The sequence below is a fragment of the Propioniciclava sp. MC1595 genome (assembly GCF_017569205.1).
Taxonomy (GTDB): domain Bacteria; phylum Actinomycetota; class Actinomycetes; order Propionibacteriales; family Propionibacteriaceae; genus Propioniciclava.
Genome location: NZ_CP071870.1, coordinates 2749285 through 2766452 on the forward strand (window position 1 = coordinate 2749285; position 17168 = coordinate 2766452).

11 protein-coding genes, 1 tRNA gene and 1 pseudogene are annotated in these 17168 nt (G+C 68.5%); 2 read left to right on the top strand and 11 right to left on the bottom strand.

What is annotated here, in order from left to right:
- Window positions 1-22 precede the first annotated feature (22 nt).
- The 7 genes and pseudogenes from J4N02_RS16960 to J4N02_RS13280 form a co-directional block, all read right to left on the bottom strand.
- Window positions 23-2809, bottom strand: coding sequence for a class I SAM-dependent DNA methyltransferase (locus J4N02_RS16960; protein WP_188332981.1), 2787 nt, complete (start codon window positions 2807-2809; stop codon window positions 23-25).
- A complete protein-coding gene (locus J4N02_RS13255; protein ID WP_188332982.1) occupies window positions 2806-6099 on the bottom strand; it encodes a helicase-related protein in 3294 nt (1097 codons plus the stop codon). The genes J4N02_RS16960 and J4N02_RS13255 overlap by 4 nt, the downstream gene beginning before the upstream one ends.
- Before the next feature lie 65 nt (window positions 6100-6164).
- Window positions 6165-6563 carry a hypothetical protein gene (locus J4N02_RS13260; protein ID WP_188332983.1) on the bottom strand — a complete coding sequence of 133 codons (399 nt, stop codon included), beginning with the start codon at window positions 6561-6563 and terminating at the stop codon, window positions 6165-6167.
- A complete protein-coding gene (locus tag J4N02_RS13265) occupies window positions 6560-8281 on the bottom strand; it encodes a site-specific integrase (protein WP_208090975.1) in 1722 nt (573 codons plus the stop codon). The genes J4N02_RS13260 and J4N02_RS13265 overlap by 4 nt, the downstream gene beginning before the upstream one ends.
- A 161-nt stretch (window positions 8282-8442) precedes the next feature.
- Window positions 8443-10221, bottom strand: a complete 1779-nt coding sequence (locus tag J4N02_RS13270; RefSeq protein ID WP_188332984.1) for a hypothetical protein — start codon at window positions 10219-10221, stop codon at window positions 8443-8445.
- Window positions 10221-11714, bottom strand: coding sequence for a site-specific integrase (locus J4N02_RS13275; RefSeq protein WP_208090976.1), 1494 nt, complete (start codon window positions 11712-11714; stop codon window positions 10221-10223). The genes J4N02_RS13270 and J4N02_RS13275 overlap by 1 nt, the downstream gene beginning before the upstream one ends.
- Window positions 11715-11742: 28 nt before the next feature.
- Window positions 11743-12672 (bottom strand): annotated as a pseudogene (locus tag J4N02_RS13280) (type I restriction-modification system subunit M); the annotation flags it as partial.
- 469 nt (window positions 12673-13141) lie between these two features.
- Here J4N02_RS13280 and J4N02_RS13285 point away from each other — a divergent pair.
- On the top strand, window positions 13142-13546 hold the full coding sequence (locus J4N02_RS13285) for a tyrosine-type recombinase/integrase (protein WP_243760807.1): 405 nt from the start codon (window positions 13142-13144) through the stop codon (window positions 13544-13546).
- Window positions 13547-13562: 16 nt separating this feature from the next.
- On the opposite strand, the gene J4N02_RS13290 is transcribed toward J4N02_RS13285, so the two are convergent.
- From J4N02_RS13290 to glp, 4 genes are all read right to left on the bottom strand, one after another.
- A tRNA-Ala gene (locus tag J4N02_RS13290) sits at window positions 13563-13635 on the bottom strand.
- Window positions 13636-13709: 74 nt separating this feature from the next.
- Window positions 13710-14459 carry a hypothetical protein gene (locus J4N02_RS13295; protein WP_182818727.1) on the bottom strand — a complete coding sequence of 250 codons (750 nt, stop codon included), beginning with the start codon at window positions 14457-14459 and terminating at the stop codon, window positions 13710-13712.
- 90 nt (window positions 14460-14549) lie between these two features.
- Window positions 14550-15134 (bottom strand): GNAT family N-acetyltransferase, encoded by a 585-nt coding sequence (locus J4N02_RS13300; RefSeq protein ID WP_208090978.1) that lies wholly within the window; start codon window positions 15132-15134, stop codon window positions 14550-14552.
- A gap of 26 nt (window positions 15135-15160) precedes the next feature.
- The gene (gene glp / locus J4N02_RS13305) at window positions 15161-16504 is read right to left on the bottom strand and encodes a gephyrin-like molybdotransferase Glp (RefSeq protein WP_188332987.1); all 1344 of its coding nucleotides are present in this window, start codon (window positions 16502-16504) and stop codon (window positions 15161-15163) included.
- 38 nt (window positions 16505-16542) lie between these two features.
- Between glp and J4N02_RS13310 the strand changes: the two genes are divergently transcribed.
- A complete protein-coding gene (locus J4N02_RS13310) occupies window positions 16543-17163 on the top strand; it encodes a 5-formyltetrahydrofolate cyclo-ligase (protein ID WP_188332988.1) in 621 nt (206 codons plus the stop codon).
- The last annotated feature ends 5 nt before the right edge of the window (window positions 17164-17168 follow it).

The following is a 17168-nucleotide window of genomic DNA, read 5'->3' on the forward strand; positions in this document are numbered from 1 at the left end:
GCGAGGGCGCTGAGGTCGAAGCTCATGAGCGCCTCCCTCGGGAGGCGATTCCGGTGGCGGTGAGCGGACCCGTGAGGTGTTCGTAGCGTTGGAACAAGACCCGCTGTCGCTCTTCCAGGGTGGGTGTTGTGCCTCGGGCGCCGAACGCCTTGTCGACTGCTGCGTCGAGGATGCGGTGGGCCTCTCTCAGGTCGGCGGGCATCACATCGGGGCGGTAGAGGTCGGCGAGGGTCCGCTGGGGATGGCGGTCCCGAGCGTCTTCGACCGAGCGACCTGCCGCGATGATGTCCCGGCGGGCGCCCTCGCCAAGGTCGGGCAGGGGCAGGTTGTTCCAGACGATGGTGTTCGAGAAGCGAAGATCGGACTTGAGTCTTCCTCCGACGGTGGCCTGCCAGGCCATGAACATGGCCGAGGAGATGACGGCGAACAGCAGCCCGGTCGAGTCGTTGGCCGTGAAGGTGGCGTCACTGGCGATGACGTCTGGGGTGACCCTTCTGACGGGGTAATAGTCCCGCAGTTCGCTGGAGACCCTCGGGATGACCAGGTAGGGCTCTGTGTGCAGGGCGGGCCGTTGTCCGAAGAGGTGGGGGGTTTGGGCCATCTGGCGCGTGCTCGCGGCGGTGCTCTTGAGACGGAACAGCCGGACAGCATCCACCCGCTCGCGAAGGATGGCGCTGCGGTGCAGGTCAGCCGGGTCGAGGCCGGTGAGCCAGAGGCACCAGCGTTGCTTGCCGTGGAGGACTTCCTCGGCCCCGAGGAACGGCCGTAGGTAGCGCCGGGCGATCGGGTCGTGGAACACCCCGTCGTAGTCGGCGGGCAGGACGATGAGGTTGCCGTCGTCACGGGGCATATTGCCGAAGGTGGCCTCGGGCAGGCCGGGGACCAGTGGCTGGGACCGCTTGGTTACGAACACGTTGGGACCGTCGACGAGGTAGGCGTTGATGGTGGCGACCTGGCGTTCCGCACCCTGCTGCCCGGTGGCGGGGTGGTCGAAGAGACGGGGCTTGGCACCGTCGAGGGTCTTGGCGAACCCGACGATGACGCAGTGCACGGCAGCCTTACCGGCGGCTTCGGAGGTCCAGGGGAAGGTGCGGTGAGCGAACTTGATGCGCCACCCGGCTTCGAAGATGGGGGCGAACAGGTGGGGTACGGGGTCGCCTTGAGTGATGGAGTTGGTGGTGACGAACGCGAACTTGCCTGCGGTGTTCTGGAAGTAGTGCAACGACTTGGCGTGCCAACCGGTGACGTAGTCGAGTCGGCTGATGTCGTCCTTGCCCCACGCGTCACGCAGTTCCTCGGCTTGGGCATCCGAGCGGGTCGCGTGCCCGAGGAACGGAGGGTTGCCGGCGACGATCGTGTCTTCGGTGGGTGGGCAGACCAGGGCCCAGTCGAGCTTCAACGCACTGACGTTGCTGACGATGGTGGCCTGCTCGTGAATGGGGAGCCGGTCGGGGGCCCATCCGAGTCGTTCGGTGAGTTTGAGATCGCATTGCCGGTCGATGAGGAACATGGCGGTTTCGGCGATGCGGGCCGGCCATTCGTCGATTTCGATGCCGTAGAAGTGGTCGAGGGTGACTTTGAGCCCGTAGTTGGCCAGGAGCATGGCGGGGTCGCCGGTGATCTCTTGGAGCCGTTCCATGATCGCCAACTCGAGGTCGCGGAGTTCGCGGTAGGCGACGATGATGAAGTTGCCGCAGCCGCAGGCGGGGTCGAGGTAGCGGATCCGGCCGAGCTTGTCGCGGAGCTTGCGGAGCCGGTCGGCTTCGTACTTGCCCAGGGTCTTGATGTGGTCGAACTCAGCCCGTAGTTCGTCGAGGAAGAGCGGGTTGAGGGTCTTGAGGATGTTCTCCTCGGAGGTGTAGTGCTCCCCGAGTTCGCGGCGGGTTTGGGCGTCGCGAACTGATTGGAACATGGAGCCGAAGATGGCAGGGCTGATGGTCTGCCAGTCGCGGTCGCAGGCGTCGAGGACTGCGGCGCGGAACTCGGCGTTCATGGCGGGCAGGGTGAGGTGCTCGTTGAAGATGCCGCCGTTGACGTAGCGGAAGCCGTCCAGCTCTGGCCCGATGTCGCCGCGTTCCTTGGGAGGGGTGTCGAGGTAGGCGAACAGCCTGGTGAGCTTGGCACCGATGTCGGAGCCGTCGGCAGCGGTGTGATCACGGATGAAGTCCTGGAACAGGCCCTCGGGCCACATGTCGGTGTCATCGCCGAACATGAGGAAGAGAATCCGGGCCAGGGTCACCGAGATCTCGTGGTCGCGTACCTTCGGGTCTTTGGTGGACGGATAGGCCTTTTCCATGGCGGCGTACAGGCGGGCCATGAGCTTGGAGGCGTACTTGGTTTCGTTCTGGGCTTCGACGTCGAACGCCTGCCGCACTTTGGCCAGGACGGAGTTGCTGTCGAGGAGGACGTCGAACGGGAGCCGGATGACGTCGAGCTTGGCGGCGAAGCGGGGGTCGGGGTCGCCGTTGCGATGCTTGTGTCGGCTCAGCCGGGTGGTCGTGGAGTTGCCGACGGCGCGACGGACGGGCCAGCGCCACACCTGCTCGCTGTCGTCGTGGAAGATCACGATCCGGTCAGTGCTGGTCTTGGCGAGTTGTTGGTCGAGCATGGCTTCGAGCTTGGAGTCGGGTTTCTCGTTGACGACCCACACGCGCAGTCCCTTGTAGGACGAGACGTTGGTCGCGGTGACGGGCCGACCTTCGTGTTCGTAGGTCACCGGAGGGTGGTCGGGCCGGGACCAGTTCAAGTCGATCAGGAAGAGCTTCTGGTAGTCGCGCCGCTCGGCTTGTTCGATGAGTGTGCTGGTCATGCGTCCTGGACTCCTAGTGAGCAGACGATCTTGATGGTGTCGGTGTCGGCGCCGCCGATGACGAGTCGGTCTTCGTCGTGGAGTTGGTTGATCAGGTCAACGAGGTCGTCGAGGCTGTACTTGTTCCGCCGTGCTTGGGTTAGTCGCATGGTGGCGTGCTCGGTAAGTGGGCGCTCGTGCAGTGCATCGAGTGCCTCGGTGGCCTTTCCACCGAAGAGGGTGCCCCCGAGACGTCCCCAGGCCCACTTGCGGATGCCTTTGAGGTTGCCGGCGGCGACCGTTTCGGTCTTGAGGGGGCCTTGGACGAGGGCCTCTTCGCGTTCGAAGTGGTCCGCGCGTAGGGGGGCGGTGGGCGTGTCGGGTTCGGCCCGGAAGATGCGGAGGGCTTCCAGGGGGGTCAGGATGCGTTGCTCGGTGTTGGTGGAGGTGGCGAACGCGTCGACGCCGGAGGTGGTCGCGACGTAGCAGGTGACGCTGCCGTGGTTTTCGTGGAAGTGCTGGGCTCGGGTGGAGTGGATCATGTCCTGCATGCCGAGCACCTTGGTCGTGATCGTGGGGTGGTGCTCCAGGGCTTTGGACCAGACCAGCCAAGCTTCGCTGACGGAGTCTGCTTCGGCTTCGTCGTCGCTGTCGTCGTCGGTGATGCGGCCCTTGTAAAAGTCGTCGAGGATCTTGATTTCCCGCTCGCCACCGAAGAACTTCTCGTCTGAGCCGAAGGCTTCCGCGGCGGCCCCGAGCCGGTCTTTGATGCGTTGCCGCAGCCGGATCTGTTGCTCGATCTTCTCGTGGGTGACCAGGTACAGGTGCACGGTCTTGGACTTCTGGCCGATCCGGTCGACGCGGCCGGCCCGCTGGATGATCCGGATGATGGCCCAGGGCAGGTCGTAGTTGACGACGATGTGAGCGTCTTGCAGGTTCTGGCCCTCGGAGAGGACGTCGGTGGCGATGAGGACGTCGATCGGGTCCTCGATGGCGGCGGGGTCGACGACGACTTGGCTGGGCAGCTTGTTGGAGTGCGGAGAGAACCGGCGTGCGATGCCGGCAGGGTTGTCGGTGTCGCCGGTGGCGAGCCCGACGTGGTCGATGCCGGCGCTTGTGAGGGCGTCGGCGATGTATTCGGCGGTGTCGCTGTACTCGGTGAACACGAGGACCTTTTCGCCGGCGTGTTGGGTGGTGAGCAGGTCGACGAGCGCGTTCATCTTGGAGTCCCTGGTGGGGTCCCAGTTCCCGAACCGGTCGAGCAGCCCGGTGATGGTGTCGTTGTCCTTGGCGAGGTCCTTGCGCAGGGTGGTCTTGAACACGGTCGAGTTGACCCATTTGGTTTTCGCGGGCGGGGACTTCATCAAGGTGGTGTAGCGGGTCGCGATGCTGCCGTGCAGGTCGCCGTCGCCTTCGATGTCGTCGTCGGTGACGGCGATCTGCTTGTCGGTGAAGGAGCCGAGCGGGATGGGGAGCTTGTTGTCGATGGCGTGGAGGAACAGCTCGTTGCGGGCCCGCTGGCGTTGCAGGGACAGGATGAAGGAGTGTCCCGAGGACGAGAGCCGTTTGAAGAGGCTGATCCGGACGAAGCCGCTGACGTTGCCGCGGCCGGAGCGGATGTCGTCGAGGTTCTTGGTGTCAGTGGGGGTGTGGGGGGCGCGGGGGTTGTCGTAGTCGGCGAGCCGGTAGCGGGGCAGGATCAGGTCACGGATGGCGTCGAGGGTGGCGTTGTCCTCCATGAGGGCCGCGGGGTCGTCGCTGGTGAACGCGTGACTCAGCGGGGTCGCAATGCGGGTGGGGAAGTGGAACTTCTCGCCGTTGGCGAACTGCAGGTACTCCCGTTCGGACTGGGTGCCGTCGGGGTTGGTGACGAGTTCCTTCCGGGCGGTCCGTTTGATGAAGGAGCGGGTGCGGCGCACGAGGTGGTCGCTCATGAGCCGCTTCCAGTCCTCGGGTTCTTCGGAGCGGCGGAACGCGGTCAGGGTGTTGATCTTCCCGTCGACCTTGCTAGCAAGGTTGGGGTCGGCGCGGAGGGCTTCGGTGGGGACGAGGCCCAGGTCGTCGTCCTCGTCGATGTAGAGGCCGATCTGGTTGGCGACGTCGGTGAACGCGAGGTTGTACGGGGTGGCCGTCAGCAGCAGCACCTTGGAGCCGTTGGCGCGGATGTAGCGGTGGATCGCCTCGTAGGCGATGGTGCCGTTGTTGCGCAGGTTGTGTGACTCGTCGCAGATGACCAGGTTGAACCGTTTGAGTTCGGGGAGGACCTTGTCGACCATGGAGTAGGGCACGACCCGGCCGTTGATGTCGTAGGCCTCGAGGTGTTCGGTCCACATGGGTTCCAGGTTCTTGGGGCACAGCACGAGGGTGGAGTAGTCCTCGGCGGCTTGGAGCATCAGGGCGGTGGCGACGGCGGTGAGGGTCTTGCCCAGGCCGACGACGTCGCCGAGCATGGTTCCGCCGCGGCGCACGATCCGCCTCGACAGGGTCCGGACGGCACTTTCCTGGTAGTCGAGCAGCAGGGTGCTCATCGAGGTGGGCAGGACGTAGCCCATCCCGTCACGGGCGTCCTGGGCCAGGGAGTGGCAGACCTTGAGGTACACCTCGAACGGGGTGGGCTGTTGGTCGTCGGCCCACGAGTCGGCGATGAGGTCGATGATCTCTTCGGTGATGGTCAGGGAGAACGGGTCGTTCCAGCGCTCGTCGAACCATGTCGCGAGCTTGGTGGTGGCGTCGGAGTCCTGCACGTCGATGTTGAGTTCGAGGTTGCGGTGGAGTCCGGCGCCGGTCAGGTTGGAGGAGCCGACGTACGCCCAGCAGGAGCCGTGCTTCTTGTCGGGGGCGTGGAAGATGTAGGTCTTGCCGTGCAGCGGCTTTTCGGTGAAGACCTTCATGTCGACCAGACCGTCGTGGAGTTGGCGTTTGAGGGTTTGCAGGGTCTTCTGCCCGCTGGCGGTGGCGAGGCCACGCATCAGTTGGGTGCGGAGGTGCTTGACGAGGCGGTCGCGGCGAGCGAGGGCCTTTTCACGGTCGTGGATGTCGGAGCCGTAGGCGGGCGGCTGCACCTGGTCCTGCAGCGAGTTGAGCAGTTGCTCCGGCTCGGCCGGGGCGATCATCCCGACGAGGATCCGGGCGGTGGCGCGGGCTCCTGGCGCGGGGGTCGGTTTGGTGTCGATGATGTCGGCGAAGGTGGACCAGCCGCGCAGGTCGAAGTAGCCGGTGGCCACATCGACGGTGTCGAAGTCCTTCAGGGAGTCGACCAGGGCCAGCCCGAGCCGGGTGTCGTCGGTGATGTTGTCGAAGATGTTGGGCACTGCTGGTTCCCCTTGGTTCTTGGTGGACGGCGCGGGTCGTCGGCGGCTGACGCGCGTTGGGCTGGTTAGGTGACGGGACGCAACGTGGGCGGCCCGGGTGGGGCCCCTGGCCGGGGTGGGGTGCGCGCTTCGAGGGCTTCGACGGCGACGAGCCGCTCGAGCATGGCGGTGGTGGCCTTGGCTTGGCGTAGCTCGGTGCGGAGACGCTGGTTCTCTTTCAGCAGGTCCTGAACTTGCGTCTTCAGTAGCCGGACCGGTTCCGGATCCTGTCCGTGTCGGGTGACACGGGCCCGGAACTCGTCTTGGAGGTCTTGGTGGCGGTGGGTCAGGAGCCATCGCTTGACGCCGGCCTCCTCCGCGAGGGACTTGATGGTGAGCTTCCCGTCGGAGCGGCTGGGTTGGCCGTCGAGGAGACGCCCCATCGCATCGCGGATCGCTTGGCGCTCGGACTCGTGTTCGGTCACGGTGGTCCTGCCGGGGTGTCGTGGTGGGCTTGGATGATCGCTTCGCGGCGGGAGATCTGCAGTTCGATGCGATGACGCAGTGGGGCGGGCGTCAGGGGCGCGGCGAGTTCGGCCTGCAAGGCCGCCAGGTCAGCCTCGACGGCGGCGATGTGACGGTCGGTGCGGGCGATGTTGGCGCAGCGGTCTTCGCAGGCGGTCAGATCCGGTGTCGTCGAGGCGGTGGTGGGGCTGTTTCCCTTGCGGCACAGGGCCTTTCGGGCATCGAAACAGCAGGCGAGAGTTTGCCCGGCCGCGTCGTGGACGCGCAGGTCGGGGTTGGCCAGGAGCGCGGCCGTCTGCTTGGGGGTCAAGGACAGGCCTTGGTAGCGGTGCTGGTACTCGGTGACGGCGGCGCGGTAGCGGCCGGCGGCGGGCCCGCTGACCGTCGGGTGAGCCTGGAGGTGGTCGGCGGCCCGGTGCAGGGTGTCGCTGATGGCGAAGGCTTCCTCCATCGGGAACAGGTCGCGGAGCCCGGCCGAGACGCGGCCACCGTACCCGTCGGTGGTGGCCGCGTGGAGGTGCCCGTACTGGACCCCCAGGGCGACCCGGCCGCGGGGCCGACGGTAGATGAACCAGGCCAAGGTGCGCCGCAACCGACGCAGGCTGATGTTGCCGTCGGGATCGGCCGGGATCGCTTCGCCGGGCCGGTTGAGTTCAACCGCTCGGCGGTTGCACCACGCGATCAGGTGCTCGATGGACGCCCGGACGCGGCTCGAGGACGGCGCCCCAGCATCGAGAACGACGGTGGGCTTGAGCCGCGCTTTGAACAAGCTGTCGGTGAACAGCAGGTCCTCGGTGTGCAGCGCTTCCATGACGGCGATCGCGTCGGCCACCGGCTTGATCGCGGCCCAGGGAACGTCCCGCTCGACGCCTGCGGGAATGCTGCGACCGTCGGCAACGGCCGACTTGTAGGTCCGGCCACGAATCGCGTACGCGCCGGAGGGTCGACCGCCGTCCATGGTGGGGGTGCAGCAACCGCGACGCAGTCCGAGGACCTCGTCGGCGCGCATCCCGGCCAGGTAGGCGATGGTGATCAGGCAGGCGGTGGTGAGGCTGCGCCGCAGCGGGTCGACCTGGCGGGGGGTGACCTCCCCGGTCCAGGTCCCGACCGTCGGGATCGGCGCTGCTCCCCCAAGCGGTCCGGTCGCGGCTGGGTTCGGGGTGCGCAGCAGGGACACCACGTGCGGCGCATCCTCGATGAGACGCAAGCACCACACCAGCACGGCGGACATGGTGACGGGGTGGATGGGTGCCGACTTGTTTTCGGCGGTCCATTCGCTCTTGCCGACGATCTGCTCGATGCCCTCGCGTTCCCAGAAGGGTTGACGGAGCCGGCCGGAACGGCGCAGGTAGGGAGCCATCAGCCAGAGCCGGGACAGGGCGAACAAGCGTCGGCTCTTGGGGTTCTGCCCGACCGGGGCGGACGCGACCTGCTCCGCGTACTCGTACAGGTCCTGCTCGGTCACCTCGTCAAGGGTGCGGGTGCCGCGCGCCTCGAGCCAACTGAGGAACGGTCTGAGGTCCTGGAACAGGGTCGTCAGCGTGGACGGCGAGAGCCGCTTGCGGGCGCTGGCAGGCCGGTCGAGTTGCTCCAGCGGGGTATCGATGGTCAGCAACAGGTGGAAGAAGTGTTTGATGTCGGGGCGCAGCACGGCCGGGACATGGGTGAAGTGCAGCACGATCCAGCGAGTGGTCGGTCGGGGGCACAACGGGGACAGGTCCCACGTGTCGTCTTCGAAACGTGCCCCGCCGGGCACTACCAGCGTGCCTGGGGGTGGCAGGAGTGGTTCGCCGGCGGTGATCGTCGGGTGGTCGCGCCAGGCTGGGGAGGTGAGGGCACTCATGCGTCGAGGTCCCGTCGCAGCAGTCGCTCGATGGTGGTGCGGTCGGTGTCGGTGGTGGCCCGGCGGGCGGCGGCGCGGTCCGGTTCGGTGGCGCGCGTGGTGAGTAGGTGCTCCAGTCGCTGACGGTGCTCGCGGTACAGCCGGTCGAAGCGCACCGGGTTGACCGAGGCCAGGTTGTCCAACGCGTCGGCCAGGAGCAGCAGGCGGGGAAGGTGTGCTGGGGTGGCGACCGCGTTGGGGCAGGCCAGGCACAGCAGGAAGGAGGCGGTGCAGGCGTGCCCGTCGGCGGTGAAGGGACTGTGGGTGAAGTCGAGGCAGGCCCCGACCGCGGTGTCGAGCATCCCGTCCGCGACCTCTTGCGCGGTCGAGGGAGGCAATTGCAGGTCGGGGAGGTGGCTGGTGTAGCGCATCCGTAGTGTCTGTTCGGCGTGGGCGACGGCGTCGGCCTGGCCGTCGAGGATGACGTCCTGGAGCAGGTGGGCGGTGAGCGCGTCGGGGCGTCGGTACACGTCCTCGCTGACGGTGTCGGTGTTCTGGCTGGATTTGCGGTTGATGACCTGTTCGGAGAGCCGCAGCCGGTTGAAGTGCAGCCGCAGGACCTCACCCTGGTCGGTGGTCAGGGCGGCGACCTGTTCCCAGCGGCGCACTGAACCGCCCCGGGTGTACCCGTCGGTGACGAAGATGCGGGTGGGGTGGTCGGTGACGCCGTGGGAGGTGCCGGCGATCAGCAGCCGCGAGGTCGGGTGGCCTAGCCCTGCCAGGCAGACCCGGGCGGGTTCGGTGAGGGTGAGTGCCCGCTGCAGGGTGTGAGCGTGAGCGCCGGCGAACGAGTTGGTGAAGTAGCGGCGGTGTCCCCGCCGGGGCTTGTCGAGGTGCGCGACGAACACCGGGTCGTCGTCGGCGTCGACGCCGGCCGGGGAGGCCCGGTCGGGGACTTCCAGCGACTGCAGGGTCGAAAGGTTGTAGCCGCGGTCACAGACGAGCAGCACCATGACCGAGAGCAGTTCGGGGCGGGTCGGGTACAGGGCATAGGTGGGGTGTAGGTCACCGGTTCCCAACAGCGCCGCCACGTCCCGGGTGACCCTGCGGGCATCACTGCCGAACGTCAGTCGTCCCTCCGTTTGCAGCTGCTCGAGCAGGGCGCCGCGTGTCAACGCTCGGTCGCCGATCCGGACGGTCGGCTCCGGGCCGCCCTGTCCGCGGCGGTGTTCCTGCAACGCGGCCACATTGGCGGAGATCCGGGCTTCGGCGATTCGCACGAGTTCAGCTGCGCGGCGCCGGATGGCGTCGAACTCGGCCACCGGGTAGGACCCGTACATGCGTGAGCGGGGCTTGTGGGTCCGTTGGGCCAACGCCCGGCGGGTCAGCGGGCCTACCTCGGGGACGCCCTTGAGTAGGACCCGCATGATGTTGATCTGACCGGGCCACCGGTTGGACGACTCCCGGTCGGCCCGCCACGTCCACCACGCTTCGGGGCCGAACTGGGCCATGCTGGTGATGTCGATGCCGAGCCGGTCGAGGCTTCGCAGGAACGTCAGCGTCGTGCTGTGGGCTTGGCTCATCGACGAGGCCGAACGCCACCGGCCATCAGGGCCGGTCGCCGCGACGAAGGCAGCGATGAGTTCGGTCCGGACCTGGCCATGGGCTGGTGCCGCGGCGAAGTCGAACGGTCCGAGTTCGGTGCCGTCGGTGCCGATGACCGACACCTTCAGACCGGAGGGGTCGACACGATCTGGGCGGCGGTACCCCGCCGCCGGCATCGCAGCGCGGGCCATCAGGACTCACGTCCCAGGTTGACCAGTCCGGTGTCGGCGAGATGGCGCTGGACGAAGTCGGCGAAGGCATCATCGCTGGCTCCGGCCTGGTCACCGTTGAGGAACAGGTCGACCTGGAGACCGCTGACCGGTTCGAGGTAGATGTCACGGGTGGTCTGCGGATTGGTATGGCCCAGCAGGGTTTGCACCAGCGTCCACGGGTCACCGAACAACAGGCGGTAGTCGCGCCGCTCGTCCGGGGTCAGCCCCATCCGTCGGTCGAAGGCGTGCAGCAGGGTGACCAGCATCCGGAGCGCGAACGAGTGACGCAGCATGTGCGGGTAGCACGCGACCGGCACCCCCAGCCGCGCGCACCGGCGGCTGGCGCCGGCGAAGACCGCCTCCCAGGACTCGTAATGCATCGGTAGACCCGACTCGCCGAGGAACAGCATCGCCGGTTCCAGCCCGTCCGGTCCCTCGAGGAACAGGCGGGCGCGGTCGCGGGCGTCGAGCTGACCCACCATGACCGTCGTGACCGGATCATCCGCCGCGCTACTGCGTACCTGCAGGCGATCACGGTCCCGACCCACGACGACGAGCTTCCCCGGCAGCTCCGCGTACCTTCCTTCGCGGCGGGCTCGGGAGACCGCCGTTGCCCTCGTGGAGGCAACGTAACCGTCCAACTCGCGGCGGGCATCAGCAGCCATCCAGAAGTCCCGGCCCCGTCCCTTCGCGGCGGCTTCGCCGACCCTGGCGCGCAGGTAGCGGGCGTTCGGGTCCGTTTCGGGGAGCTCGGACACCAGCAGGGTTCCTGCCTCACGCAACCGGAGGCCGCTCGTCCACAACAGGTCAGCGAACGCCAGGTTGCGGCCGTCGTTCCGGCCCCGCCAGGAGGCTTCCCTCGAGTCATCCACCAGGCGTCCGCCCAACCCGACGTCGCGCCATTGCTGGAACGCCCGTGGGGTCAACCACTTCACCCTGGTCGAGCGGGCATCCTTGGGCCGGAGCGAGTGGCCACCGGTGTCCTGCCACGGGGTCGCCCGCTCGACGGCAGGGTTCGCGGCCATCGCCCCGCGCTGGCGTTGCCAGTCGAAGAACTTCTTGCATGCCGCCAACTCGCGGCTGAACTTCGCCCCCGAGACCCGGTGCGGGTTGGCCGGGTCACGCCGGCGCCAGTGCTCATAATCCAACAGGTCTGCAGGCGTGCTATCCCGCCAGGACTTCGACTGGGACTCCAAGAAGCTCAGGAACAAGCGCAAATCCTTGGCGTACGAGACGCGCGTCTGCTCGCTCAACAACTTGAAGCTCGACGATGCAAAGAAAGCCAACACGTCCGCATCAGCCACGCCATCCGGCCGCAACAGGAACGGATGACCCGGCAGCAGACCGAGCGACCGCTCCCGCTGAGCCAACGACTGCCCCACCACGGCCCCGCCACCGACCGGAGAGGTGCCGTCGCCGTCAGGCAGCGAGCGCCCAAGCCTCCACATCACCGGGGCCGGCGTCGACGTCACAGCCACACCCTAGCGGCCAACACGCCAACTTTCGGGGGAAGGGCGGGTTGGACACGATCGCCTCGAAGGGTTCGTCGTCCCAGTGGGCTGGGTCGGTGAGCGTGTCGCCGTGGGCGATGTCGAACTGTTCGTAGTTGATGTCGTGCAGGAACATGTTGATCCGGCACAGGTTGTAGGTGGTCAGGTTGATCTCCTGACCGAAGAACCCCTGGCGCACCTTGTCCTTGCCGAGCACCTTCGCGAACTTCAACAGCAGTGATCCCGACCCGCAGGCCGGGTCGTAGACCTTGTTGACCTCGGTCTTGCCGACCACCGTAATCCGGGCCAGCAGTTCGGACACCTCCTGCGGTGTGTAGTACTCGCCACCGGACTTGCCGGCGCTCGAGGCGTACATCTGCATCAGGTACTCGTAGGCGTCACCGAACGCGTCGATCGTGTGGTCGGTGTAGGTGCCCAAGTTGAGGTCGCCCACGGCGTCCAGGAGCTTCACGAGCCGCTCGTTGCGCCGGGCGACGGTCGGGCCGAGCTTGTTGCTGTTGACGTCCAGGTCATCGAACAGGCCCTTGAAGTCGTCCTCGGACGCTGCGCCCTTCGCCGATGCCTCGATGTTGGTGAACACCCGGCTCAGGGTCTCGTTGAGGTTCGCGTCGTGGCGCGCGCGGGAGCGGACGCTGACGAACAGGTCGGCCGGGAAGATGAAGAAGCCCTTCTCGTTGACCGTCTCGGCCATCCCGTAGGCGGCCTCCTCGGCGCTCAGCCGGGCGTAGTCGAAATCGGGGTTGCCTGCTCGCCGCTCCTGCTCGTTGAGGTAGGCGGTGAGGTTCTCCGAGATGAACCGGTAGAACAGCATGCCCAGCACGTAGCTCTTGAAGTCCCATCCGTCGACGCTGCCGCGAAGATCATTCGCGATCCGCCAGATCGTCTTGTGGAGTTCCGCCCGCTCGGCCTCTTTGCTCATCAAGCTCACCTGGGCAGTCTCTCAGACCGTCATCGCGGCCCATCTCGGCGACTCGCTAGCTGGATGGAGCTGTGGATTCCGGCGTCTGACCGAGCCTCTCGCTACCAGCCCTTGGCCCGCCGGCACGACATGCTGGCGCGCTTTTCCGCAGCCGCCAGGCGAGAGAGCACGCGGTGAGACTCTCGAGCGATCCAGGGCTGGAGGACCGCACGGCCATCAGCGGGATGGTGACGGCGAGGGCCTGAGCCCACCCTGGACGAGCACGGCCGCGTGCGCGACGACCTCACCTACCGGTCCCCCTCCTCCCGTGAGGGGTCGCGTCATGGCTAGCGAATGCGGCCCCCGGACCATGTGGATCCTCGTGGCCCTCCTCTTGGTCAAACGAGCCGACCGAGATGCTGCCGTTCACCGAGGAGGAGCTCGAGGTCGCCTGGTCCTGGTCAGCCGCTCGAACCCGGAGGGGGTCGGCGTGAAGTCGACGAAGGGCCGGCGCAGTCGCCTGGTCCCGCTCGCCGATCGCGCCCTGGACATCGTCGCCGACCTGAGCCAGGGCAAGAGTTCGGTCGACCTCCTCTGCACGACCGACCAGGGCACGCTGCACCGGAGCGCCGTCGTAAGGTCCCTCGACTGGGAGAACACCGCCGGCGGCGGGCGCCGGATCCATGACCTCCGCCACACCGCGGCGTGCCTGTGGTTGGCGCGTGGTGTCGACCCCGGGACGGTCCAGGCGTGGCTCGGTCACGAGTCGATCGCGACCACGAACCGCTACCTGCACTTCCTCGGAACGGAGGCCCATCGGGCGGGTCTGGAGCGCCTCAATCGGCCGCGGGGTAATGGAGGGGCAATGGAGACACAAAAGGCGGACATCCCGTAATGGGTATCCGCCCTTGTGGAGCTAAGGGGATTCGAACCCCTGACCTTCTCATTGCGAACGAGACGCGCTACCAACTGCGCCATAGCCCCATGCTCGAAGAGCGAGGACGATCATACCACCGCGACTGCGGCGTCCGAAATCGGCGCCGTCGGGGTCCACCCGCCTACTCGCCAACCGCGCGGCGCTGCTCGTCGGACGCCGCCTCGGCCGGAGCGCCCACGGGCAGGTCCGCGGTCACCGGAACGCCCGAGCCCACGGGCACGGGCGCGGACAGGTCGATGGTGCGGACGGTGCGCGGGGTCAGCGGCCGGCTCACGTAGGTGGGCGCGGTGATGGGGATCGGGTCCCACAGCGAGCCGGTGTGCTCCACGGGGGCGGTCAGCTCGACCGACAGCTCGTGCTCGGAGTCGTCGTCGTCCTCCAGGACGTCGATCGCCACGGTCTGCTCGTCGACCCCGTCGCCGCCCCGGATCACCCGCGCCCGCGCGTCGAGCCCGCGGCGCATGTGGGCGACCGAGAACCGGGCGATGCCGAGGAACACGGCGATGAGCCCGAGGGGGGCCGCGATCGTCCACCACGAGACCAACCCGAACCCGGCCAGCGCACCGACCACCGACGTCACGATCGTCAGGAACACGAGCACGACCCGGCGCCGGCGGGCGGCCTCCCGGTCGATCTCGGAGAGCTCGCGCAGGGCAGCACGGCGGTTGAGCGGCGTCGAGATGACGGCGGTGCCGTTCTCGGCCGACTCCAGCGGCGTACCCCGGCGGACGATCGTGACCGAGGCGGAGAAGGGCTCCCCGGGCTCGATCTCGTCCATGAGCCCGTTGTCCTTGCGGTTGAGGATCAGGGGGATCAGGTAGACCAACCAGAACGCCGCGACGGCGCCGAAGATCAGACCTGTGAAACTCATGCGTCCGACCCTAGGGCGGACCCCCGGCGCGCCCGCGGCTGACGCGCCGCCACCGGGGCAAACGGGGACGCCGACCTGCGACGGCGCCCGTCAGCCCAAGCGTCCGATCAACCCCTCAGGCCCGACCTCCTCGGCGTGCAGGGCGAACAGGAGGTGGTCACGCCAAGCGCCGTCGACGTGCATGAAGGCCGGGCGCTCCCCCTCGTACCGGAAGCCCAGCTTCTCGACCACGCGGAGGGACGCCACGTTCTCGGGGCGGATCGCCACCTCCAGCCGGTGCAGCCCCATGGTGGTGAACATGTGGTCGCCGGCCAGGGCCAGGGCCGTGGGGGCGATGCCGCGTCCGGCCAGGAAGCTGTCCACCCAGTAGCCGGCCATGCCCCAGCGCGCGGACCCCCAGACGATGCCCGAGATCGTCATCTGGCCGGCCAACTGCGGGCGACGACCGGGCTCGGTCCACGTGATCACCCACGGCAGGGAGCGGCCCGCCCGGGCGTCGGCGGTCTGGGTGCGCACCATCTGCGCGAAGGTGATCTCCTCCCCGTCGTTGTCGGGGGGACGGGTGCCGTCCCACGGGGCGGTCCACGACCGGTTGCGGGCGCGCACGGCGAACCACTCGTGCGCGTCGCGGCGGCGGATCGGACGGAGCCCGACCGGCCCGTGGGAGAGGCTCACGGGCCAGCGGCGTGGCCCGAGGGGGCTCACGGGCGGGGTGCCCCCACGCGGGCGTCGTCGAGGACGAGGCACTCGACGGCCGCACCGGCGTCGGCGCCGGACCAGTCCTCGGGGATCACCGCGAGGACGTTGGCGCGCGCCAGGTCCCAGGCGAGCTCGGAGTCGGTGGCCCCGACCGGGCGGACGGTGCCGTCGGCGTCCCGGATCGCGGGGACGAACTGGGTGACGCCCTCGCTGCCGGCGACCGCCTCGGCGAGGCGGCCCTCCTCACGGGTCGCACTGAGCGGGTCGACGTCGTTGAGCTTGTTGATGACCGGACGGACCAGCGCCTGGTAGGCCACGTAGGCGCTGATGACGCCCGACGGGAGGATGACGAGCGGGGTGCGGCCGTCGCCCAGGCCCGCGTAGGCGATGCGGGACTCGCGGTTGATCGCGACCACGGCCTCGTCGAGGTCGGCCATGTCGTCGACCACGTCGCGGATCATGTCGCCGCCGCCGACGACCACGATGAGGTCGGCCCGGATCTGCTGCTCGGAGATCGCCTGCTTCACCGCGCCCGGCTGGGACGGCACGATGTCCAGCGGGTACACGGTGGCGCCGTCGCCGCGCGCGGCGGCGGTGATCAGCGCGGTCGCGGCGTCGTAGCGCTGCTGCGGGCGGGTCAGCGGCTGGCCGGGGGCCACGAGGGTCTCACCGACGGTGAAGACGACCACCCGCGGGCGCGGGCGGACGAGCACCTTGTCGAGGCCGACCTCGGCGAGCACGGCGACCGAGCGCGGGGTCAGCACGTCGCCGGCGCGCAGCAGCGGCGTCCCGTCGGCCAACTCGGACCCTGCCCGGCGGAGGTTCTGGTAGAGGCGGGCCTCCTCGCCGATGACGACGTAGCCGTCGGCGTCCACGTGGCCGGCCCGGGCGGGCACGACGGCGTCGACGCCCTCGGGGATGATCGCGCCCTCCTCGATCTCGACCGCGGCACCCGACACCAACGGGCGGCCCGGCCCGTCGGAGACGCTGATGGAGTCGACGACGAACAGGCGCTTGGGTGCGGTCTCGGTGGCGCCCACGAGGTCGGAGCCGCGGACGCCCCACCCGGACGTGCGGGCGGTGGTGACCAGCGGGAGGTCGAGGTCGGAGTCGATGTCCTCGCACAGGACGAGGCCCGGGACGTCCCAGATCTGCATGCCGAAGGGGCGCATGGCGCCGACCTTGTCGAGCAGGAAGCTGCGCTGCTCGTCCAGCGTGCGCCGCGTGGGCTCGGCGGTCGCCGGGGTCGCGCCCTCCGCCTCGTCGCGCCACAGCGGGGCGGGGGTGGAGCCGGTGCGCTCGTCCTCGACGGCGTCCTCAGTCGTCTTGCGTCCAAACAGGGCCATGAAACTACAGTAGGCGAATGTCCCCAGCCTCCCCGGGAGTGACTCCGCGAGCCTCGCAAAGTGGGCCCGCGGCGTCCGAGAAAGAGGCCCTGCGCGCGACCGTGCGGGCGGCCCGCGCGGCCGATCCCCGTCGTGGCGCCGCCGATGCGGCCCGGCTCCCCCGCCTCCTGGCCGCCTGCGCCGGCCACGACGCGGTCGCCTGCTACTTCTCCGTGCCCCCCGAACCCGACACCGTCGCGCTGGTCGACGCGCTGGACGCCGCGGGCGTCCGTGTCCTGCTGCCGGTGCTGAAGGGGCACCGCGAGCCCGCGTGGAACTGGTACGCCGGACGGGGCTCGCTGGTACACGGCTGGCGCGGCATCCCCGAGCCGGGGGGCCCTCCCCTGCCGTCCTCGGCGCTGGGCGCCTGCACGTTCGTCTGGGTCTCGGCGCTGCTCGCCACACCGGGCGGCCACCGCCTCGGCACGGGCGGCGGCTGGTACGACCGCGCGCTGGCCCATGCCGACCCCGACGCCGTCCGCGGCACGCTGGTGGGCGGGGCCGAACTGGTGGACGCCGTGCCGCTGGAGCCCTGGGACCTTCCCGTCGACCTCGTGGTGACGCCGTCGGCGACCATCATGACCGGGGCGCGCGGCGTCCGGACGCCGTCGGAGGAATAGGGGTC